The organism is Variovorax sp. GW821-FHT09B01, from assembly GCF_059418345.1.
In genome coordinates this window covers 752,304-772,252 of the sequence record NZ_JBWKPQ010000001.1, presented here as the reverse complement: position 1 = coordinate 772,252, position 19,949 = coordinate 752,304, and the positions used below count along the sequence as shown (strand labels likewise).

Below are 19,949 nucleotides of genomic sequence, written 5' to 3'. Positions count from 1 at the left end.
GCCTCAGCGCATCACGAAGGGATTGCCCGTCGCCGCGCCGCTGTTGATCCACACCGACTTGGTCTGCAGGTACTCGCGGACCGCGTCGATGCCGTTCTCGCGACCCAGGCCCGAGTCCTTGTAGCCGCCGAACGGGGCCATGAAGCTCACGGCGCGGTAGGTGTTGATCCACACCGTGCCGGCCTGCAGCTTCTCCGACATGCGCATCGCGCGGCCGATGTCCTGCGTCCACACCGCCGCGGCCAGGCCGAAGCGCACGTCGTTGGCGATGCGTAGCGCATCGGCCTCGTCCTCGAAGCGGATCACCGACAGCACGGGGCCGAACACCTCCTCCTGGGCGATGCGCATGTCGTTGCGCACGCCCGTGAAGATGGTGGGCTGCACGAACCAGCCCGTGCCGCATTCGGGGGCCGTGCCCTTGGCGCCGCCCAGCACGGCGGTCGCGCCCTCGGCGCGCGCGATGTCGATGTACTCGAGCACCTTGCGGTACTGCGGCGGCGTGGTGATCGGGCCGACCTGCGTCTCGGTGCTCATCGGGTCGCCCATGCGCGCGGTGCGCGCCACCGCGAGCAGGCGTTCGACGAAGGCATCGTGGATGCTGTCCTGCACCAGCAGGCGCGAGCCGGCGATGCAGGTCTGGCCGGTGGCGGCGAAGATGCCCGAGATCGCGCCGAACGCGGCCTGCTCGAGGTCGGCGTCCTCGAACACCACGTTGGGCGACTTGCCGCCCAGCTCCATGGCCGTGTGCTTCAAGAGGCGCCCGGCCCGCTCGTTGATCAGGCGGCCGGTCGAATCCGAGCCCGTGAAGCTGATCTTGGCCACCAGCGGATGCTCGACCAGCGGCGTGCCGACCTCGGCGCCGAAGCCCGTCACCACGTTGAACACGCCCGCGGGAAAGCCCGCTTCCTCGAACAGCTGCGCGAACTCGAGCGTCGAGGCCGAGGTGAATTCGGAGGGCTTGGCCACCACGGTGCAGCCCGCGGCCAGCGCCGGCGCCAGCTTCCAGGCCAGCAACAGCAGCGGCGAGTTCCACGGCGTGATGGCGGCCACCACGCCCACGGGCTCGTGGCGCGTGAACGCGAAGTAGCCCTTCTTGTCGAGCGGCAGCGTGCTGCCCTGCACCTTGTCGGCCAGGCCGCCGTAGTAGTAGAACCACTGCGGGAGGTAGTCGAGCTGCCCGCGCATCTCCGCGAGCAGCTTGCCGTTGTCGCGGACCTCGGTGGCGGCCAGCCGGGCCGCGTCGCGCGCGATCAGGTCGCCGAGCCTGCGCATCAGCGCGCCGCGCTGCGTCGCGGTCAGCTCCGACCAGGGCCCGTTGGTCAGCGCCTGGTGCGCGGCGCGCACGGCCCGGTCGACGTCCTGCGCGTCGCCGCGCGGGATCTGCGCCCAGCTCTCGCCGGTGAAGGGGTTCTGGGTCTCGAACCAGGTGCCGCCGTGGGGCTCGCAAGCTTCGCCCCCGATGTGCAATGAATAGCGTTGCATGGCGTGCCCGTCAGAAGGGCTGGAAACCCAGCGCGGCGCGGAAGCGGTTCTTGATGTAAGAGCCGTCGCGCGGCGGCAGCGCGCGCGGCGGCTCGTTGGCATCGATGAACACCTGCGCGAAGGTGGTCTGCCGGCGCGCGTTGATGCGCTCGGCCAGGTCCTCGCACGCATCGATGCTGCTCACCGAGAACGCATCGGCGATGCCGAAACCCCTGGCCACCGCCACCAGGTCGGCGCCCAGGCTCGAGTGGCTGCGCTGCATGCCGGTCTCGCCGAAATGGCCGTTGTCGAGCATCACGATGCTGAGGTTCTTCGGCTGCTTGACGCCGATGGTGCCGAGGCTGCCGATGCCCATCAGCTGCTCGCCGTCGCCGGTGATGACGACCACCGACTTGTCGCGCTGCGCGAGCGCCAGGCCCAGGCCCAGCGAGGCGGCGCCGCCCATGGCGCCCCACAGGTAGTAGTTGCGCTCGCGGTCGCCGCTGGCGAACACATCGTAGGAGGCCGAGCCCAGGCCCGTGACGATCAGGGCATCGGGAATGGCGGCGATCAGCCTGGCCACGAATTCGCGGCGGTCGGCGCGCTGCGCCGGGGTCTTCGTGTTCATCACTTGCGCTCCCACTTCTTGCGGCCGATCAGTTCCTGTCCCAGCAGCACGGCGACCTTCTCGCCGGCCTCGAAGGCGGCATCGAAGCCCGCGCTGACGATCTCCTCGACCTCCTCGGGCTTCGAGGCGCGCAGCACGTGGATGCCCATGAGCTCGAGCGCGGCCTGCGTGGCCTTGCCCATCGGGCCCTGCCAGGGATTGAACTCGGCGTATTCGCCGCGCATGGTCACGAGCGTGAAGAACGGGAAGTCCGCGGCCTGCAGCAGCGAGAACATGTTCACGCAGTTGCCCACGCCGCTGCTCTGCATCAGCAGCACGGCGCGCTGGCCGCCGAGCCAGGCGCCGCTCACCAGCGCCACGCCCTCCTCCTCGGTGGTCAGCACCACGTCCTCGATGTCGGGGTCGGCGATGGCGCTGCGGATCACGTGCGAATGGCCGGCGTCGGGCACGTAGGCGATCTGCCTGACGCCGCCCGCCTTGAGCACGCGGAAGGCGGCCTGCTGCCAGTCGGGCGCGGCCTGGGTGGTCTGGTTCATGGGTTGTCTTCGGGTGTAAAAGTGCCAGAAATCATAGAATTTGATGCCTGGGAATGTGAAATAGAAATTCGAGATTCCACGATCACGTTTGTGCATGGAGGCAGCCACATGGACCTGAAGCAACTGCGCGCCTTTCTCACGGTGGCCGAGACCGGCAACGTCACGCGCGCGGCCGAGGTGCTGCACCTCGTGCAGCCCGCGGTGTCGCGGCAGATCCGCCTGCTCGAGGAAGACATCGGCGCGCCCCTGTTCGAGCGCGAGCGCCATGGCATGGTGCTGACCGATGCGGGGCTGGCGCTCGTCGGCTATGCGCGCCGCGCCCTGCTCGAGCTGGACCGGGCCCGGGCCGAGATCGGCACCGTCGACAACAGCATCGGCGGGCTGGTCACCTTGGGGCTGCTGCCGAGCACCATCGACATCCTCTCGAGCCCGCTGGTGACGGCGCTGGCAAGCGAATACCCGGGCGTTCGCGTGCGCATCGCGATGGGCTACGCGGGCACGCTGCTGCGCTGGCTCGAGTCGGGCGAGGTCGATGCCGCGCTGCTCTATGGCGCGGAACGTTCGCCCAACATCCAGACCACGCCGCTGATCGAGGAGGCGCTGTGGGTCATCGGCCCGAAGAGCAGCAAGCTGCGGCCCGACCGGCCGGTGGCGTTGGCCGAGCTCGCGGGCCACAAGCTGGTGCTGCCGAGCGCGCCGCACGGCATCCGCACGCTGGTCGAGCATGCCTGCGCGGTGGCCCAGGTGACGCTCGACCTGTCGGCCGAGACCAACGCGCTGAGCGTGCAGAGAAGCCTGGTGCTCGGCGGCCATGGCATGACCATCCTGCCGCCGATCGCGGTCGCGGAGGACCTGCGCACGCAGAAGCTCAGGGGCGCGCCGCTGGCCGATCCGGGCATCCGCCGGACCATCGTGCTGGCCCTGCCCGTCAACCGGCCGATCGCGCGGCATGTGCGCTGCGCCGTCGACGTGCTCACGCGGGAGGCGCGGCGCGCGATCGATGCCGGCGCCTGGCCCGAAGGACGCTGGCTCGGTGCCTGAGGCGCGCTATGCCAGCACGACGCCGCTGATCAGGTTCTCGGTCATCAAGCGGCTCGGCAGGCTGCCCGGCGGCTGGGCCATCTCCTGCAGGAACCGGCTTCTCGGCGGCGCTTCCAGGCGCACCAGCCGGATCGCCTCCGCCGGGTCCACGGCCTGGAAGCGCAGCCCGTCGCCGGGCCGGAGCTGCGACAGGCCATCGAGGTCGCAGGACAGGACGGTGGCGATCTTCGGATAGCCGCCCGTGGTCTGGTGGTCGGCCAGCAGCACCGAGGCCACGCCGTCACCACCGACCTGGATCGAGCCGCGCACGATCGGTTCGGAAGGAATGGACAAGGCATCCCTCAAGGCCAGCGTCGGCCCCGCGAGGCGCATGCCCATGCGGTCGCGGGCGGGCGTGACCGAGAAGCCCGCGTCGAGGAACGCGGACACGGAGGCCGCCTCGAAGCTGTCGGTCTGCGGCCCGAGCACGACGCGCACGAGCTGGCGCGGACCGGCCAATACGGGCGCCGTGCGGTCTCCCTCGCGTTCCTGCACGACCCGCGTGTCGCGCAGCACGATCTCGGCACCGGGCACCAGGCTGCCGCCGCCGAGGCCCGAGGCCGAATGCGTGGCGCTGTGCCCGGCCCAATGCCCGCACATGGGCTCGCCGCAGAACGCGAGGTAGGCCCAACTGCCCCAGCGGCCCGGGCGGATCGACAGCGTGTCGCCCGCGCGCAGCGTTCGCACGCACCACGAACCCGTCGCCGCGCCCGAATGGCGGACCTGGAACTCGCCACCGGCGATGCCGCAGCTCACCTCGCCCGCCTCGCACAGCAGCTCCAGCCCGCCCAGGGAGATCTCGATCGCGGTGGCATCCGGCGGGTTGCCGAGCGCGACATGGGCCGCGGCATGCGCGAGCCGGTCCATCGGGCCCGAGGCAGGCACGCCGAAGCGCAGCATGCCCGGTCGGCCGCCGTCCTGGTACGTGACCAGCGGGCCGCAGGCGCGCACGCGCAGCCTGGCTTCAGCCATGGCTTTCGTTCTCCAGTTTTGCTTCGTATTGCGCGCGGTCGATGCGCTTGAAGCGCACGCGGTCGCCCACGCCGAAGAGAAAGGGCGCGCTGTCGTCGCGCGTCAGGATGCGCGTGGGCGAGCGGCCGACGATCGACCAGCCCGTGGGCATCCGCAGCGTGGTGACGAGGCACTGCGGCCCCGCGATCAGCACGCTGCCCGCGGCGATGTCGCGCAGGGCCGATGGCTTGCGCGGCACCTGGATCTCCGGCGGCACGCCCGACATGTAGGCATAGCCCGGCGCGAAGCCGTACATGCGCACCCGGTAGTCGCCCCGAAGGTGGAGGTCGATCACCGCGTCGATGCCCAGGCCCGAAGCCCGTGCCACCGCTTCGAGGTCGGGCGCGAAGCCGTCGTCGTAGCAGACCTCGACCTCGCGCGCTTCTCCCGCCGGCAGGCCGGCCGGCGGATCGCGCTGCAGCGTCTCGGCCGCCTCCCGGATCCGCGCGTGATCGGTGACCAGCGGATCGAAGACGACCAGCAGGCTGACGAAGGCCGGGATGCATTCGAGCAGGCCCTCGGGCGGCGCATGGGCCAGGGCCCGGTCGAGCGCGAGCACCGCGGCGCTGGCCGGGTCGGCGATCGCGTCGCCGAAGGACACCAGCAGCGAGTGGTCCGCGACCGGCGTGTAGCGCGGCCATTCGGGGTTCGGCATCGGCGTGCCTACGGCTGGTCGAGGAACGAGGCCAGCACGATCCCTTCGGCCGCCAGCCGCTTGCGGATGTGCCGCGCCATCTCGACCGATTCGGCGTTGTCGCCATGGACGCAGACCGAGTCGGCCTTCAACGCGATCGGCGCCGCGCCCTGCACCGGCATCTTCCCGGTTCGCACGAAGCCGATCAGCCGGTCCGCGGCTGCCTCGGCATCGTGCAGGACCGCGCCCGGCTGTCCGCGCGGCACCAGCTGGCCAGTGGGCAGGTAGGCGCGGTCTGCGAAGATCTCCGAGAAGGCGCGCAGCCCCTGTGCGCGCGCGGCCTGCTCGAGGCAGGTGCCCGAGATGGCGAGGACCGCGAGCGCGGGGTCGACCTTCTCGAGCGCGGCGACGATGGCCTGGGCCACGCCCATGTCCGCGGCCGCGAGATTGCCGAGCGCGCCATGCGGCTTGACGTAGCGCACCTCGGTGCCCGCGAGCCGGGCCATCGCCACGAGCGCGCCGACCTGCGCCGCGACCATGCGGCCGATCTCGGCGGGCGGCATCGGGATCACGCGCCGCCCGAAGCCCTCGCGGTCGTTGTAGCCCGGATGGGCGCCGACGTTCACGCCGCGCTCCGCCGCCAGACGCAGGGTGCGGTACATGGTTTCCGCATCGCCCGCATGGCCGCCGCAGGCGATGTTCGCGCTGGTCACGCAGTCGAGGATCCGCGCGTCGTCGCCCATCGTCCACGGGCCATAGCCCTCGCCCAGGTCGGAGTTCAAGTCGATCCGCATGGCCGGCTCCTCGTTCAGTGCTTACTTGCCCGGAAGATTCGTCGCCCGCGTGAGCAGCGTGACGCCCGCGCCGTCGGCGCTGTCGTAGTAGGTGAAGCCCGTGCGGTTCGCGCGGCGCCCGCGCATCAGCACCGGCAAGCCCAGCGCCGTGGCCTGCGCCTGCGCGGCATCGGCGTCGGGCACCTCGAAGCCGACGTGGAACACGCCCTCGCCCTTGCTGTCCAGGTGCAGCCGCTGCGGCGTCGGCTCGTCGCCGGGCTGGCACAGCTGGAGCTGCACGGTCGGCAGGTTGCACACGCGGTACTTGAGCGCGAGGAATCCGGGCTTGCTGGGCGCATCGAGCTCCTCGTATTCGGCCAGCGGCGGGTATTCGGTCCAGGGGCCGATGCCGATCGACTCGTAGTAGGCCTGCGTCCGGTCGATGTCGTGCACCACGATGCAGAGGTGGTGCAGCTTGGCGAAGGGATGCGTCATCGCTCAGCCCTTGACCGGGACCACGTAGTTCAGCACGCGCCGGCCGCCGTCCACGTACATGGTCTCGCCGGTGATGTACGAGGCATCGTCGCTCGCCAGGAAGGCGACGACCGAGGCGATCTCGGAGGGCTGGCCGTAGCGGCCCAGCGGCGTGCGCGAGAGGATGGCATGGTTGCCCGCGCTCTGCACGAAGGCGCCGGCCACCATGTCGGTCATGATGGTCCCGGGCCCGACGCCGACCACGCGGATGCCGTGCGGCGCGAAGGCCACGGCCGCGGTCGAGGTCACCTGGTTCATGCCGCCCTTGGAGATCGCGTACGGCGCGACGTTGGGATTGGCCAGCCCCGAGTTGATCGAGGACATGTTGATGATCACGCCGCCCTTGCCGCGCGCGACCATCTCGCGGCCCGCCGCCTGGGTGCCGTAGAAGGCGCCCTTGAGATTGACGTCGAGCACGCGGTCGAGCATCTCCTCGGTGACATCGAGGAACTCCACCACCGGCGCGATGCCGGCGTTGTTCACCATGATGTCGAGGGTGCCGAAATGCCGGACCGCCGCCTCGACCAGGCCGACCACCTCGCTCTTCTTCGAGACGTCGGCGCGTACCGCGAAGACGTTGGCGGCCGGGCCGATCTCGGCGGCCGTCTTCTCGAGGGTCTGGGCATCGATGTCCGACACGACCACCTTCGCGCCCTCGGCCAGAAGCCGCTCCGCCGTCGCGCGCCCGATGCCGCGCGCGGCGCCCGTCACCACTGCCACCTTGCCTGCCAGTCTCATGGCGATCTCCTTTTCAGTAAACGATGGATTCGAACAAGGGCGTGGCGCTGCGGATGCGCGCCCAGCCCAGGGGACTCATGTCGATGCTGCGGAACGCGCCCGTCGTGATCAGCTCGGCCACGCCGCGGCCGACCGCCGGCGCGTGCATCACGCCATGGCCCGAGAAGCCGGTCGCGAAGATCAGGTTGCCGAGCTCGTCATGCGGGCCGACGACGCCGTTGTGGTCGAGCGTGTTGACCTCGTAGTGCCCGGCCCAGGCGCGTTGCAGCCGCAGTTCCTCCATGGCCGGGATGCGCTTGGCGAGCAGGGGCCAGAACAGCGACTCCATCAGGTCGTGGTGCGGCTCGAAGTCGCCGTCGGCGTCCCCGTCGATCTCGGCCGGGGGCTGGATACCGCCGATGAAGCCCTCCCCTTCGGGCCGGACCCAGATGCCGCTCGAATCGAACAGCATCGGAAGCTCGCTCGCCTTGAACGGCGTCTTGAACGAGAACACGGTGCGCTTCTTCGGCACCACCGGCAGCGCGATGTCGAGCAAGGCGGCCAGCCGCCCCGACAGCGCGCCCGCGGCCAGCACGCAGAAGTCGCAGGCCAGCAGCTCGCCGTTCGACAGTTCGACACCTGTCACGCGCATGCCGTCGGTGCGGAAGCCGCTGGCCGTCGCCTCCACGTAGTCCACGCCGAGCCGCCGCGCCGCGCGGCGCACCTCCGACAGCAGGCTCCAGGCATCGAACCAGCCTTCGTGCTGCACGCCCAGCGTTCCGATGCCGACGTCGCCGAAGTCCACGCCCGGATAGCGCGCGGCCAGCTCGTCGGGATCGAGCACCCGGATGTCCGCGCCATGGCTGCGCTGCATGCGCACGGCCTCCATGCGTTGCGCGACCTGGTCGTGGCCGCCGAGGATCAGGTAGCCGCGCTCGCGGTAGCCGATGTCGGCCTGGTCGCCGAACACGGTCTTGATGTCGCGGAACATCTGGGCGCCGTAGAGGCTCATCCGAATGTTCGCGGCCGTGCCGAACTGGGTGCGTATCGAGGCCGCGGACAGCGCCGTCGACGAGAACTGGTACGAGACGTCCTTCTCGACCACGGTGATCGGGCCCGCGAAGCCGGCCTGGCGCAGCGACCAGGCGCAGAAGCTGCCGATGATGGCGCCGCCGACGATGACGATGCGGGGTGAATGGGTGGAAGACATGCGGGGTTCCTGCACAGTACGCTCAGGCATTGGCCGACGCCGAGTCCTCGAAACTCTGCCCGGCGCGCGGATTCCACTGCACGCCCGAGCGCGCCACCACGCCCGGCTTGAGCCGCTGCGACTCGTCGTAGTCGCTCCAGGGATGGAAGAACAGCGGCTCGATGCGCTCGATGCCGCGCAGGCGCTCGGCATGGGCGTCGAGGCAGGCCCGGCGCTCCTGCGGCGACAGTCGCGCGGGCATCCAGGCGGCGCTGGGCGGCAGCACCGTGAAGCCCGTATAGGCCAGGATGCCGTTGTGGATCGGCCAGAGCACGTGGTGGAGGTCGCCGTCGATGCCGTTCGGCTCGTAGAGCGTGGAGGCCGTGCCCGTCGTGATGCTGAGCATCGCGCGCTTGCCCTTGAAATGCCCGGTCTCGTATTTGCGCCCCGCCGAGTAGGCGAAGCCGCGGCTCAGCACACGGTCGACCCAGCCCTTGAGGATGGCGGGCATCGAGAACCACCAGAGCGGGAACTGCAGCAGCACGAAATCGGCCGCCGCCAGCCTGGCCTGCTCGGCCGCCACCGCGGGGTGCTGCGTGCCGGCCGCGAAGGCATGCTCCTGCTCCCGCGAAAGATCGAGGTAGTCGGCGTTGGCGCGCCCGCCCTCGAAATCGCCGGGGCCCAGCGCCGGGTTCCAGCCCATGCGGTAGAGATCGCTGACGACCACTGAATGGCCCATGCGCTCGAGCTCGCGGACCGCGGCGTCCTTCAGTGCGCCGTTGAACGATGCGGGTTCGGGGTGGGCATAAACGATCAGGCAGTTCATGCCGCGAATTCTGAGCGCCGGGCTCAGGCGCAGCTAGAACGTACGGCGCACCGGGTTGCGGTTTTCTGCATAGTCGCGGCGCGTGGCGCGGTACTGCGCCGGCGTCATGTTCGTTGCCACCTTGAACTGGCGCGAGAAGGCGCTGTGGTCGGCATAGCCGCAGGCGGCCGACACCTCCGTGATCGAGGCCGGCGCCTCCTCGAGCAGCTGGCAGGCCTTGTCGATGCGCTTCTTCATCAGCAACTGCTTGGGCGTCACGTGGAAGACCTCGAGCACCAGGCGCGCCAGCGTGTCCATCGACACCGAGGCATGGGCGGCCGCCTCGGCGATCAGCACCGGTCCGTCGAGGCCCGCGTCGATGAAATCGAGGAAGCGCCGCAGCCGCCGGTAGCTGTGATGGCGCTCGTTGGGGCGCGGCAGGTCGCGCGACAGCCCGGCCAGGCCGACGATGCGGCCATCGGCGTCGAGCAGCGGGAACTTGGAGCTCAGGCACCAGTAGCGGTCGCCGCGCCAGGTCTGGTACATGCGCAGCAGCTCGCGCATCGGACGGCCGCTGTCGATGACCTCGAGGTCCTGCGCCACCGTGCTCAGCCCACTGGCCGGGAACAGCTGGTCCGCGGTCTTGCCCACCACGCTCTCGCCGTCCTGCAGGCCGGCGCGGTCGATCAGCGTCTGGTTGGCCCAGAGGTAGCGGCCCTGCTGGTCCTTGACGTAGAACAGCACGTCGGGCAGCCGGTCGAACAGGGTCTCGATCAGCCCGGGCGTGCGCGTGAGCCACGCCTGCACCTGTTCGTCGAGTCGCATCGTGTGTCCCGGTTCGGCGCGGTTCAGGGCGAGGGCCGGAACCGGCTGCCCAGGCTGTAGCGCGAGGCCGGGTTCAGGCAGCGCACCCAGGTCACGGGCACCTCGCGCAGCCAGGTGCGCCGCGTCAGCTGCAGGCAGGGCTCGGTGGCTTTCATCTCGAGGATGCGCGCCTGCTCCGCCGTCGGCATGACGGCATCGACCACGTGCTCGACGAGATCGGCCTGCACCAGCGAGAGCAGGTATTCGCCCGGCGTGATGTCCGAGAAATCCTGGTCGAGGAAGGCCGGCGCCATCTTCGGGTTGACGTAGCGGTCCTCGAGCTGCACCGGCACGCCGTTCTCGAGGTGCACGCTCTGCAGCCGGAAGATCGACTGCCCCGGCAGCATGTTGAGCCAGGCCGCGATGTCGGGCGCGGCCGCCACGCGCTCGCGCGACAGGCCGCGCCACCGGTGCTCGTGGCCGCGGGCCCGGATCTCGCTCGCGATGTTGGCGATCTGCAGCAGGGTGGACTGCGGTTTCTTCTCCGCCACGAAGGTGCCGACCCCCGCCACGCGCACGATCCGGCCCGCGTTCGCGAGCTCGCGCAGCGCCTTGTTGACGGTCATGCGCGAGACGCCGAACTGCGTGACCAGCTCCAGCTCCGAAGGCAGCCGCTGGCCCGGCTGCCAGGTGCCGTCGAGGATGCCCTGCGTCACATGGGCCTTGATTCGCTCGTGCAGGGTCGTCGTCATTCCCTCGAGCATGCCACGGCCGCCCTCGTCGCCCGGAGCGTCGGAACGCGGCCGGCGGCCGGCACCACGATCGCTCATCTAGATGCGCTTCGCCTCTCGGATGCTGCGCAGGAAGGAACGGGTCCGGTCCTGCTGCGGCTCGGCGAAGATCTGCTCCGGCGGTCCCTCCTCGCAGACGACGCCGTCGCACAGGAAGCAGACCTTGGACGAGACCTCGCGCGCGAAGCCCATCTCGTGCGTGGCCAGCAGCATGGTCATGCCTTCGTTGGCGAGGTCGCGCACGATGTTGAGCACCTCCGACACCAGCTCGGGGTCGAGCGCCGAGGTGATCTCGTCGAGCAGCAGCACCATCGGGTCCATGGCCAGCGCGCGCACGATCGCCACGCGCTGCTGCTGGCCGCCCGACATGCGGTCGGGATACTCCTTCGCCTTGTGCGCGAGGCTGAAGCGCTTGAGCAGCGCCATCGCGCGGTCCTCGGCCTCCTCCCTCGACTGCTTGAGCACCTGGATCGGCGCCAGCGTCACGTTCTGCAGCACGGTCATGTGCGGGAACAGGTTGTAACCCTGGAACACGATGCCGATGTCGCGGCGCAGCGAGTTGACGTCGACGCCCGGCCCGGTGATGCGGTCGCCGTGCACGCGGATCTCGCCCGCGTCGATGGGCTCCAGCCCGTTGATGCAGCGCAGCAGCGTCGACTTGCCGGAGCCCGAGGGACCGATCAGGCTCACCACCTGGTGCTCCTCGACCGCCATCGCCAGCCGGTTGAGCACCGGCAGCTCGCCGTAGGACTTCGAAATTTCCCTGATCTCGATGAAGGACATGTGTGGGGACTCGGTTTATGCGTTGCCAGCGCGCATGCGGGCGCGATCGCGGCGGGCCATGCGCTCCACGAAGCGCGTCTGCGGGATGGAGATGACGATGAAGAGCAGCGCGACGGTGGTCGCGGCCGACAGGTTGTAGTAGTTGGAGGCCACGATCATCGATTGGTTGAAGGAGTCGACCACCCCGACCACGTTGACCAGCGCGGTGTCCTTCTGCAGCGCGATGAAGGCATTGAGCAGCGGCGGAATGATCTGGCGCACGCCCTGGGGCACGACCACGAAGCGCAGCGTCTGCATGTGCGACAGCCCCAGCGACCGCGAAGCGGCCGTCTGGCTCCAGTGCACGCTCTGGATGCCCGCGCGGTAGATCTCGGCCACGTAGGCGCCGACCGTCAGGGTCAGCGCGATCACCACATAGGTCGTGAGCGACAGGTCCTTGAGGATAGGCACGCCCGTCAACGGCAGGCCGAAGCCGACCAGGTAGATCACCAGCACCGCGGGGATCGAGCGGAACACGTCGACGTAGGCGGTGGCGATGAAGCGCAGCGGCTTGCCGGCGGCCCCGGGCGCGAACATGGCGAGCGCCACGATCAGGCCCCAGACCAGCACCAGCACCTCGGCGATCAGGAAGATCTTCACGTTGACCCAGAACGCATCGAGGACCAGCGGGAAGGTCTTCACGATCAGCGGCACCAGGAAGAAGGTCTTGGCGACCGCCTGGTTGTTGGCCAGCAGGAACTGGAAGCCCAGCACCACGATGAACTGCGCCAGCGTGTGGCCGAGCGCGATCCAGCTCTGCACGCAGGCGTCGGAGCGCTCGATGCGCGCCGCCACGATGTCCATGCGGCTCGCCGCCGCGCGCACGCCGCGGCAGCGCTGGAAGGCGCGCCACAGCGGCCGGACCACGGCCAGCGACGCGAGCGCGAGGACCCCGGCCCCGGCCGTGATCCACCAGCCGTCCCAGGCGCTGCCCCGCAGGGCCTCGCGCAGGGACTGCAGGGTGTACCAGCTGGCCGCGACGACCAGGATCACGCCCGCCAGCGCGAAGAGGAAGAGCATCAGCGGCACCTTCGGCATGCCTCCGATGTTCAGGCGGCGCTCCTGCCCCGCGACGGGCGAAGGCAGGCCGGCGGACTGCTGCGTTGCACTGTTCATGGTCGGATCTCGGTCTCAGGGATTGAAGACGGGCACTTTGGTGGGATCGGCGCCGAGGCTGGGCGTCAGGTACTGGTTCGCCAGGCGCGCGAAGGTGCCGTCGCGCTTCATCTCGTCGATCAGCTTGTTGAAGGTCGCCATGTTCTGCGAGTCCTTGTTGACGAGGCCGCCCCAGCGCTCGCCCGTGTCGTAGCGGCCGACCACCTCGAACAGGCCGTTCGACTGCTTGGCGCGCGCCAGCAGGTTGGGCGTGTCGTAGAGCACGGCATCGACCTGGCCGGCCGCCAGCGCCGCGTACATCGCGGCCGCCTCGGCGAAGACCTTGGGCTGTTCCACCGGCTTGACGTTGTCGGCGAGGTAGCCAAGGATGGTCGTACCCTGCTTCACGCCGAGGCGCAGCTTCTTGATGCTCTCCTTGTCGACCTTGACGCCGGCCTTCACCAGGATGCCCTGGTCCGAGCTGAAGTAGGGCTCGGTGAAGTTCACCACCTTCTTGCGCTCGTCGGTGATGGTGATCTGGCTCAGCGCGATGTCGAAGCCCTGCGCCTGGCCCGTGAGGATCTGCGCGAACGAGCGGTTCACCACCACCACCTTGTCGAGGCCGGCGCGGTAGGCCATGTTGGCGGCCATGCAATATTCGAAGCCGTCCTTGATGGTGTCGATCGAGTCGCCGTTCCACCAGCCCGGCGAGGGCAGCACGGGCCGCACGGACAGCGCGCCCGGCACCACGGTCTCGAGCTTCACCGAGCCGCGCTGGCCCGTGACTTCGCACTTGCCGTAGTCCGGTGCCGCGGAAGCCGCGAACGAGGCGGCGCTCACGAGGAGGGCTGCGAGTGCCGAGGCGAGCGGCCTGGCGTGGGAAGTGGTTCGCTGGCGCTGGGGGGATGTCATGTCGGGGCTCCGTTGGGTTGGTTGGAATCGAGGGGAAAAAGCGGTCCGGGTGGCGAGAGATGCGTGGTGTTCAGGGCGTGACTTCGATGCGGTGGTCTTGGATGATCCGGGCCCAGCGGGCGGTCTCCTTGTCGATGCCGGCCTGGAACTCGGCCGAGGACATCGGCAGGTAGATCAGGCCCTGCGCGGCCAGCAGCTTCTGGATCTCCGGGGTCTGCGCGGCATCGCCATAGGCCTTGTACAGCTTCGCGACGATTGCGGCCGGCGTGCGCGCCGGCGCGATCAGCGCATACCAGGACAGCACGGGGTCATCGAGCAGGCCGAGCTCCTTGAGCGTCGGCACCTCGGGAAACTGCGCGACGCGCTCGGCCGTGGTGACGGCCAGCGGTCGCAGCTTGCCGGCCTTGATGAAGGGCTGCAGGCTCGACAGCGTGTCGAAGGTGGCGTGCACGTCGCCCGCGATGACCGCGGGCAGCGCTTCGTTGGTGCCCTTGTAGGGCACGTGGACGATCTGGATGCCGGCCTTGGCGTTCACCAGCTCGAAGGTCAGGTGCGCGGGGCTGCCGAGTCCCACCGAGGCGAAGTTGTAGGCGCCGGGCTTCGCGCGCGCCGCCTCGACCAGTTCGCGCGCCGATTTGAACTGCGAGGTGGCCGGCACCACCAGCACCAGCGGCGAGGCGGCGAACATCGCGATCGGCAGCAGGTCCTTCTTCACGTCGTAGGGCATCTGCTTGTAGAGCACCGGATGGATCGTCAGCGGCCCGAGGTTGCCCATGCCGACGGTGTAGCCGTCGGGCGCCGAGCGCGCCACGTCCGACACGCCGATGCGGCCCGCGGCACCGGGCTTGAAGTCCAGCACCACCGGCTGCCCCAGCGCCTGCCCGACGCGGTCGTTGAACGCGCGGGCGATGGTGTCGTTGAGTCCGCCGGGCGGCCAGGGCACGACAAAGCGGATCGGCCTGCTCGGCCAGTCCTGCGCCGAAGCCGCGCCGGCCGTGCAGACCAGGAACGCCACGGCCAGCCATCGCATCCATCGATTCATAGAAACCTCTCGAGAACTCATGCAGGTTGCAGAAGGCAGCACTCCTTGGCGAAGGAGTCCTGCAGCGAAGAGAAAGACCGAGAGCCCGGGCCCGCGCGGGCATCGGGCGGCGCGGTGCGCTTCAGACCGGCAGCGCCGCCGCGGGCTGCGCGATGCCCCCGTGCGGCTTGCCCGAACCGACATCGCCCCACAGCACCGCATGGTCGGGCGGCAGCGCGCGCGAATTGGGCACCGACAGCCACAGCCGCATGAGCATGCGGTCCTCGCCGGTCTGCACGTTGTCCTTGAAGGCCGTGCGGCCGTGGTAGATCACGTGGTTGTTGAGCAGCTGGATGTCGCCGGGCGCGAAGCGCATCTCGAAGCACTCCTCCTCGGCCACCGCCATCAACAGCTGGATGGCTTCGTGCTCGGCCTCGCCGAGCTTGCGCACGTCGGGCAGCATCTGCGCGTTCTCGATGTAGGTCAGCGAGAAATGGCTGGTGAGCTTGCCGTCGCGCACGCCGAAGATCGGCAGGTCGTAGGCCACGTGCTCGCCGCCGGCCTCCTCGCCAAAGCGGCTGCGCGGAATCGGCCTGCACAGCAGCGCATGCAGATCGGGCCGGCGCTCGAGGATGCGGTTGTAGACGGTGGCGCTGCTCGCGAGCTTGCTGACGCCGCCTTCGGAGGCCTGGCGCACGCACAGCAGCCCGACCACGTCGCAGCGGTCGGTGTGGAAGCGCAGCTGTCCCGGCGACAGCGTGCGCGCGCCCGACGAGAGGAACTGCTTGCCGTGCTCGTCGACGGTCGCGCCGTAGAGCTTGGCGCCGACGCCCATCCCCTCGTCCTTGATCTCGCGCATCACCTCGCCACGGTAGTTCTGGTACATCGGCGTGCCCAGGTGTGCGCCCAGCGCGTACCAGATCCGGCGCAGCTGCTCCTGCTGGTAGCGCCCCACCTCGAGGCCGCGGATCTTGACCATGCCCGAGCCGTTCTCGAGCTCCTCGCGCACCTCGTCGAAGAAGGCCTTGGCATCGGGCAGCGGGAAGTTCTGGCGGTCGATCCTGCGCCAGTCGAGGCCCTCGGTCTTTTGCAACGCAGTATCGATTTGATCCAGAACGACGGCGGGAAACTGTTTGACCCACCGATGGTTTTGGCCCATCTCGGCACCCGACCAAACGCAGGCGCCGCTCAGATAACTCGACTCGGACATGAACTCTCCAGAAAGATGATTGGGCTTTGTCTACTGATGTATAGACAGGTACAGATGTTAGGCAGCCATTCGCTTCCACCGCAACGGGCACGAGGGCAAATCAAGGGGAAATACCTACAAATGGCTCCATGATTGAATTCAGGATTGGATCCAATGTGGGGCGCAACGCACACATTCGACGCCTGGCAGGCCCCCTCCGGACTTCGGGAAAACGACGAGCAAGAAGCGTTCCAGATTGGATCCAATCCAGGATCTAGGTTTTAACCGCTGCGGCCGCCGCCGGCTATACAGGATGTCCCGGGCACCCTTGCCCAAGGGATCCGAAATGGGATCTTCCGTAGAATCCCCCGCAGTTCATGGCGACGACAACAAGGGAGTTCGAATGGTGGCCCAGGCACCGACCGGCGAGCAGATCCTCTCGGCCGATTCCGTCACGGAATCCTTGCGCCAACTGATCCTGAGCGGCGAACTGGGGATCGGCGTGCAGCTCAAGCAGCAGGCGCTGGCCGAGCGCTTCGGCGTCAGCCGCATTCCCGTGCGCGAGGCCCTCAAGCGGCTGGAGGCCGAAGGCCTGATCGAGCACCGCGCCCACGCGGGCTCGACCGTGGCGTCGCAGTCGATCAAGGACCTGGTCGAGGCGCTCGACATCCGCATCGCGCTCGAGACCCGCGCGCTCAAGCTCGCGATCCCGCACCTGCGTCCCGCGCACCACCGCGCCGCGCGCGAGATCATCGCGCGCTACGACGGCAGCGAATCGCCGCAGGAATGGGCCGACCTGAACCTCGAGTTCCACCTGACGCTCTACCGACCCTGCGGGCGCGACAAGCTGCTCAAGATGATCGAGGAGAGCGTGCGCGGCATCGCGCGCCACCTGCGGGCCCTGCAGTCGCACAAGGTGGGGCGCAAGTCCTCGCAGTCCGAGCATTCGCAGATCCTCAAGGCCTGCATCGCCAAGAACATCCCGCTGGCGGTGGAACTGCTCGAGAAGCACATCGAGCACACGCAGGCGGCGCTGCAGGAATAGGCGCCCGCGGCGCGGTCCCGGTGGCCGGCGCGATGTAGCGCTAAAGTTCCGCGCCATGAATCTGCGTCAAATCGAAGTGTTCCGGGCCATCATGGCCACCGGCTCCGTGAGCGATGCCGCCCGCCTGCTGCATGTGTCCGTTCCCGCCGTGAGCCGGGTGCTCTCGCACACCGAGACCCAGCTCAACTTTCCGCTCTTCATGCGCATCAAGGGCCGGCTGTCGCCCACGGCCGAGGCGCGGCGCCTCTACCACGAGGTCGAGGACGTCTACCAGGGCGTGCAGCGCATCAGCGACCTCTCGCACGAACTCATGGCGCGCCGCTCGGGCCTGATCAGCGTGGTGTCGAGCCCGGGCATCGGCCACATGCTGGTGCCGATGGCGATCGCGCACTACCACCAGGCCAACCCCGAGACGCGCGTGCATTTCAAGTGCCTCAACCAGGACCTGCTGCGCGAGCGCCTGCTGAGCCGGCACTTCGACCTCGGCATCTCGCTCGAGGCGGTGGACCATCCGAACCTCATCACGATGCCGGTCGCGCGCTGCCGCATCGTGTGCATCTGCCCGCACACGCATCCGCTGGCCGCGCGCAACGCGGTCGGCGCGCAGGACCTGCTGCCCTACGACCTGATGTCGTACCCGCGCGGCACGCCCTTCGGCGAGCTGGTGCGCCACTTCTTCGCGTCGCTCGACGAGGCCCCGCGCACCATGCTCGAGGTGGGCTCGCCGCAGAACGCCTGCGCGCTCACGCACCTGGGCGCGGGCATCGCGCTGGTCGACGAGTTCTCGCTGCAGGCCTGGCCCGACGCGCGCTTTCGCATCCTGCCGGTGGAGGGCATCGAGCCGCTGGTCGCGCACCTCGTGCACCTGCGCACCGACCCGCTCTCGCCGGCCGCCGAAGCCTTCGTGCGAACGCTGCGCAGCGTGCTGATGCAGCGCGGCCTCGCCGCGCCGCAAGCGCAGGAAGACTGAACGCCGCCTCGGTCCGGCCCGGCGCTCGAGATCAGGGAATGCCCCAATAGCATGCGCTTCGCACCGCATATAGGCGCGCCAAAACACGGTGCACCAGCCCGGGGCCAGGTGTTAACCAACGCGTAAGGACGCCGCACAAAGCATCAATCGACGCCGCTTTTCTCGCTCGAAATAATTCGTCGCATCGTCACCGCACACCACCGCGGTGCAGTTCGCTCCCCGCGAACCCCGCCGTTTTGGCCGCGAATTTTTCTGGAGAAAAGCCCATGTTCCGTCACCTCAAGTCCCTGCTGGCGCCGCTGGCCTTCGCCCTCATCGCGGGTGCCGCCGGCACCGCCGCCGCCCAGCCCGCGCCGCTGCGCACCGGCGTCGATCCCAACTTCCCGCCGCATGCCTTTCCCAAGCTCAGCGGCGGCTACCAGGGCTTCAACGTCGAGCTCGGAGAAGAGATCGCCAAGCGCCTCGGCCGCCGCATCGAGATCGAGGGCGCGCAGTACTCGGCGCTGATCCCGGCGCTCAACGCGGGCAAGTTCGACTTCCTGATGGCGCCGACCACGGTCTCGCCCGAGCGTGCGAAGTCGGTGCTTTTCACCGAGGGCTACCTCGAAAACAACTTCACGCTGGTCGTGAAGAAGGAGCGCAACGACATCCAGCGCCTCGAAGACCTCAAGGGCAAGACCATCGCCGTGAACAAGGGATCGGGCCCCGAGGAATGGGCGCGCAACAACCAGGCGCAGTACGGCTACGAGATCGCCGTCTACGGCACCAACGCCGACGCGGTGCAGGCCGTGATCTCGGGCCGCGGCGACGCCAACCTCGCGGGCGTCACGCCCTCGGCCTGGGCCGTGAAGAGCGCGCCGGCGATCAAGACCACCTTCGTCATCAAGACCGGCTCGGTCTGGGCCATTCCGTTCCGCATCGACGACAAGGCCGGGCGCGACCAGGTGAGCAACGTGCTCAAGTGCATGAAGCTCGACGGCTCGCTGCAGAAGCTGCACACGAAGTGGTTCGGCGCCGAGCCCGCGGCCGACTCGGCCACGGTGGTCTCGCCGGCCGGCCACGGCATCCCGGGCCTGTTCGGCTACGAGGCCACGAGCGCCAAGCCGGTCTGCAAGTAAGCGCGCCCCTGCCCTCCCCGTCCACCCCGTCCCCCATCAGCCGAGCATCGCCGTGACGTCTTCCCCGCTCCTGCAAGTCCGCAACCTGCAAAAATCCTTTGGCAGCGTTCCCGTGCTCAACGGCATCGACCTCGACGTGCAGGCGGGCGAGCTGGTCTCGGTGATCGGTCCCTCGGGCTCGGGCAAGAGCACGCTGCTGCGCTGCTGCAACCGCATGGAGGACGCGAGCCACGGCGAGGTGCGCGTGGAGGGCCACGACATCTATGCGCGCGGCGCCAACCTGAACCGGCTGCGCGAGCGCGTGGGCATGGTGTTCCAGGCCTTCAACCTCTACCCGCACCTCGACGTGCTGGGCAACGTGACGCTGGCGCTGCGCAAGGTCAAGAAGATGGCGCGCGACGCGGCCGAGCACAGCGCCATGGAGGCGCTCGCGCGCGTCGGCATGGAGCACAAGGCGCGCGTGCGCCCCACCCAGCTGTCGGGCGGCCAGCAGCAGCGCGTGGGCATCGCGCGCTCGATCGCGCTGAAGCCCGCGCTGGTGCTGTTCGACGAGCCGACCAGCGCGCTCGACCCCGAGATGGTCGGCGGCGTGCTGCAGGTGATGCGCGAGCTGCGCGCCGACGGCATGACCATGGTGGTGGTGACGCACGAGATGGGCTTCGCGAAGGCGGCCTCCGACCGCGTGGTGTTCATGGACGGCGGTGCCATCGTCGAGCAGGGCTCGCCCGCGCAGGTGTTCGAGGCGCCGGTGCATGCGCGCACCGCGGCCTTCATCGCCAGCATCGGCAGCCGCGCGCTCTGAGCGACCGACCGG

22 protein-coding genes are annotated in these 19,949 nt (G+C 69.1%); 5 read left to right on the top strand and 17 right to left on the bottom strand.

From position 1 onward, the window contains the following. Positions 1–3: 3 nt before the first annotated feature. From AC07RV_RS03310 to AC07RV_RS03300, 3 genes are read right to left on the bottom strand one after another with little or no spacing between them, the layout of a single operon-like run. Complete coding sequence (locus AC07RV_RS03310) at positions 4–1,482, bottom strand: aldehyde dehydrogenase (RefSeq protein WP_296782400.1); 1,479 nt, start codon at positions 1,480–1,482, stop codon at positions 4–6. A gap of 10 nt (positions 1,483–1,492) precedes the next feature. Next, the gene (locus AC07RV_RS03305) at positions 1,493–2,089 is read right to left on the bottom strand and encodes a thiamine pyrophosphate-dependent enzyme (protein ID WP_296782398.1); all 597 of its coding nucleotides are present in this window, start codon (positions 2,087–2,089) and stop codon (positions 1,493–1,495) included. Continuing rightward, positions 2,089–2,625, bottom strand: coding sequence for a thiamine pyrophosphate-binding protein (locus tag AC07RV_RS03300; RefSeq protein ID WP_057593044.1), 537 nt, complete (start codon positions 2,623–2,625; stop codon positions 2,089–2,091). Before AC07RV_RS03300 ends, AC07RV_RS03305 begins: the two co-directional genes overlap by 1 nt. A 108-nt stretch (positions 2,626–2,733) precedes the next feature. Here AC07RV_RS03300 and AC07RV_RS03295 point away from each other — a divergent pair, with 108 nt between their 5' ends. Further along, positions 2,734–3,666 (top strand): LysR family transcriptional regulator, encoded by a 933-nt coding sequence (locus AC07RV_RS03295; RefSeq protein WP_296782396.1) that lies wholly within the window; start codon positions 2,734–2,736, stop codon positions 3,664–3,666. A 6-nt stretch (positions 3,667–3,672) separates the two neighbouring features. Here AC07RV_RS03295 and AC07RV_RS03290 read toward each other — a convergent pair whose 3' ends face one another. The 14 genes from AC07RV_RS03290 to AC07RV_RS03225 all read right to left on the bottom strand — a co-directional run bounded on the left by AC07RV_RS03290 (position 3,673) and on the right by AC07RV_RS03225 (position 15,906). Then, positions 3,673–4,677, bottom strand: a complete 1,005-nt coding sequence (locus AC07RV_RS03290) for a 5-oxoprolinase subunit C family protein (protein ID WP_296782394.1) — start codon at positions 4,675–4,677, stop codon at positions 3,673–3,675. Beyond that, positions 4,670–5,371, bottom strand: coding sequence for a 5-oxoprolinase subunit B family protein (locus tag AC07RV_RS03285; RefSeq protein WP_296782392.1), 702 nt, complete (start codon positions 5,369–5,371; stop codon positions 4,670–4,672). Before AC07RV_RS03285 ends, AC07RV_RS03290 begins: the two co-directional genes overlap by 8 nt. Before the next feature lie 8 nt (positions 5,372–5,379). Beyond that, positions 5,380–6,144 carry a LamB/YcsF family protein gene (locus AC07RV_RS03280; RefSeq protein WP_296782390.1) on the bottom strand — a complete coding sequence of 255 codons (765 nt, stop codon included), beginning with the start codon at positions 6,142–6,144 and terminating at the stop codon, positions 5,380–5,382. A 21-nt stretch (positions 6,145–6,165) separates the two neighbouring features. Then, positions 6,166–6,618, bottom strand: a complete 453-nt coding sequence (locus AC07RV_RS03275; RefSeq protein ID WP_296782388.1) for a VOC family protein — start codon at positions 6,616–6,618, stop codon at positions 6,166–6,168. 3 nt (positions 6,619–6,621) lie between these two features. Further along, positions 6,622–7,395, bottom strand: a complete 774-nt coding sequence (locus tag AC07RV_RS03270; RefSeq protein WP_203207251.1) for an SDR family NAD(P)-dependent oxidoreductase — start codon at positions 7,393–7,395, stop codon at positions 6,622–6,624. Positions 7,396–7,408: 13 nt separating this feature from the next. Next, a complete protein-coding gene (locus AC07RV_RS03265; RefSeq protein ID WP_296782385.1) occupies positions 7,409–8,584 on the bottom strand; it encodes an NAD(P)/FAD-dependent oxidoreductase in 1,176 nt (391 codons plus the stop codon). Positions 8,585–8,606: 22 nt separating this feature from the next. Then, a complete protein-coding gene (locus AC07RV_RS03260) occupies positions 8,607–9,389 on the bottom strand; it encodes an NAD(P)H-dependent oxidoreductase (RefSeq protein WP_296782383.1) in 783 nt (260 codons plus the stop codon). 33 nt (positions 9,390–9,422) lie between these two features. Next, a complete protein-coding gene (locus AC07RV_RS03255) occupies positions 9,423–10,193 on the bottom strand; it encodes an AraC family transcriptional regulator (protein WP_296782381.1) in 771 nt (256 codons plus the stop codon). A gap of 23 nt (positions 10,194–10,216) precedes the next feature. Further along, positions 10,217–10,936 (bottom strand): histidine utilization transcriptional repressor HutC, encoded by a 720-nt coding sequence (gene hutC / locus AC07RV_RS03250; protein WP_296782525.1) that lies wholly within the window; start codon positions 10,934–10,936, stop codon positions 10,217–10,219. Between the two features lie 66 nt (positions 10,937–11,002). Then, complete coding sequence (locus AC07RV_RS03245) at positions 11,003–11,746, bottom strand: amino acid ABC transporter ATP-binding protein (RefSeq protein WP_296782379.1); 744 nt, start codon at positions 11,744–11,746, stop codon at positions 11,003–11,005. Positions 11,747–11,761: 15 nt separating this feature from the next. Beyond that, entirely contained in the window at positions 11,762–12,901 is a 1,140-nt protein-coding gene (locus tag AC07RV_RS03240) for an amino acid ABC transporter permease (protein WP_296782377.1), read from the bottom strand. A gap of 15 nt (positions 12,902–12,916) precedes the next feature. After that, positions 12,917–13,792 (bottom strand): ABC transporter substrate-binding protein, encoded by an 876-nt coding sequence (locus AC07RV_RS03235; RefSeq protein ID WP_208507623.1) that lies wholly within the window; start codon positions 13,790–13,792, stop codon positions 12,917–12,919. 70 nt (positions 13,793–13,862) lie between these two features. Beyond that, positions 13,863–14,822: a Bug family tripartite tricarboxylate transporter substrate binding protein gene (locus AC07RV_RS03230; RefSeq protein ID WP_296782374.1), complete on the bottom strand. Its 960-nt coding sequence runs from the start codon at positions 14,820–14,822 to the stop codon at positions 13,863–13,865. Between the two features lie 133 nt (positions 14,823–14,955). Continuing rightward, positions 14,956–15,906, bottom strand: coding sequence for a TauD/TfdA family dioxygenase (locus AC07RV_RS03225; RefSeq protein ID WP_281077003.1), 951 nt, complete (start codon positions 15,904–15,906; stop codon positions 14,956–14,958). 499 nt (positions 15,907–16,405) lie between these two features. Between AC07RV_RS03225 and AC07RV_RS03220 the strand changes: the two genes are divergently transcribed. From AC07RV_RS03220 to AC07RV_RS03205, 4 genes are all read left to right on the top strand, one after another. Continuing rightward, the gene (locus tag AC07RV_RS03220) at positions 16,406–17,047 is read left to right on the top strand and encodes a GntR family transcriptional regulator (protein ID WP_093349641.1); all 642 of its coding nucleotides are present in this window, start codon (positions 16,406–16,408) and stop codon (positions 17,045–17,047) included. Between the two features lie 55 nt (positions 17,048–17,102). Then, entirely contained in the window at positions 17,103–18,017 is a 915-nt protein-coding gene (locus AC07RV_RS03215) for a LysR family transcriptional regulator (RefSeq protein ID WP_093349644.1), read from the top strand. A 266-nt stretch (positions 18,018–18,283) separates the two neighbouring features. Continuing rightward, positions 18,284–19,135: a transporter substrate-binding domain-containing protein gene (locus AC07RV_RS03210; protein WP_296782369.1), complete on the top strand. Its 852-nt coding sequence runs from the start codon at positions 18,284–18,286 to the stop codon at positions 19,133–19,135. Positions 19,136–19,187: 52 nt separating this feature from the next. Then, entirely contained in the window at positions 19,188–19,937 is a 750-nt protein-coding gene (locus AC07RV_RS03205; RefSeq protein ID WP_296782367.1) for an amino acid ABC transporter ATP-binding protein, read from the top strand. Positions 19,938–19,949: the final 12 nt, after the last annotated feature.

Coding starts and splice junctions, on each gene's coding strand:
- AC07RV_RS03310 (WP_296782400.1), bottom strand. CDS start 1,482: ATGCAACGCTATTCATTGCACATCGGGGGCGAAGCTTGCGAGCCCCAC.
- AC07RV_RS03305 (WP_296782398.1), bottom strand. CDS start 2,089: ATGAACACGAAGACCCCGGCGCAGCGCGCCGACCGCCGCGAATTCGTG.
- AC07RV_RS03300 (WP_057593044.1), bottom strand. CDS start 2,625: ATGAACCAGACCACCCAGGCCGCGCCCGACTGGCAGCAGGCCGCCTTC.
- AC07RV_RS03295 (WP_296782396.1), top strand. CDS start 2,734: ATGGACCTGAAGCAACTGCGCGCCTTTCTCACGGTGGCCGAGACCGGC.
- AC07RV_RS03290 (WP_296782394.1), bottom strand. CDS start 4,677: ATGGCTGAAGCCAGGCTGCGCGTGCGCGCCTGCGGCCCGCTGGTCACG.
- AC07RV_RS03285 (WP_296782392.1), bottom strand. CDS start 5,371: ATGCCGAACCCCGAATGGCCGCGCTACACGCCGGTCGCGGACCACTCG.
- AC07RV_RS03280 (WP_296782390.1), bottom strand. CDS start 6,144: ATGCGGATCGACTTGAACTCCGACCTGGGCGAGGGCTATGGCCCGTGG.
- AC07RV_RS03275 (WP_296782388.1), bottom strand. CDS start 6,618: ATGACGCATCCCTTCGCCAAGCTGCACCACCTCTGCATCGTGGTGCAC.
- AC07RV_RS03270 (WP_203207251.1), bottom strand. CDS start 7,395: ATGAGACTGGCAGGCAAGGTGGCAGTGGTGACGGGCGCCGCGCGCGGC.
- AC07RV_RS03265 (WP_296782385.1), bottom strand. CDS start 8,584: ATGTCTTCCACCCATTCACCCCGCATCGTCATCGTCGGCGGCGCCATC.
- AC07RV_RS03260 (WP_296782383.1), bottom strand. CDS start 9,389: ATGAACTGCCTGATCGTTTATGCCCACCCCGAACCCGCATCGTTCAAC.
- AC07RV_RS03255 (WP_296782381.1), bottom strand. CDS start 10,193: ATGCGACTCGACGAACAGGTGCAGGCGTGGCTCACGCGCACGCCCGGG.
- hutC (WP_296782525.1), bottom strand. CDS start 10,936: ATGCTCGAGGGAATGACGACGACCCTGCACGAGCGAATCAAGGCCCAT.
- AC07RV_RS03245 (WP_296782379.1), bottom strand. CDS start 11,746: ATGTCCTTCATCGAGATCAGGGAAATTTCGAAGTCCTACGGCGAGCTG.
- AC07RV_RS03240 (WP_296782377.1), bottom strand. CDS start 12,901: ATGAACAGTGCAACGCAGCAGTCCGCCGGCCTGCCTTCGCCCGTCGCG.
- AC07RV_RS03235 (WP_208507623.1), bottom strand. CDS start 13,792: ATGACATCCCCCCAGCGCCAGCGAACCACTTCCCACGCCAGGCCGCTC.
- AC07RV_RS03230 (WP_296782374.1), bottom strand. CDS start 14,822: ATGCGATGGCTGGCCGTGGCGTTCCTGGTCTGCACGGCCGGCGCGGCT.
- AC07RV_RS03220 (WP_093349641.1), top strand. CDS start 16,406: ATGGTGGCCCAGGCACCGACCGGCGAGCAGATCCTCTCGGCCGATTCC.
- AC07RV_RS03215 (WP_093349644.1), top strand. CDS start 17,103: ATGAATCTGCGTCAAATCGAAGTGTTCCGGGCCATCATGGCCACCGGC.
- AC07RV_RS03210 (WP_296782369.1), top strand. CDS start 18,284: ATGTTCCGTCACCTCAAGTCCCTGCTGGCGCCGCTGGCCTTCGCCCTC.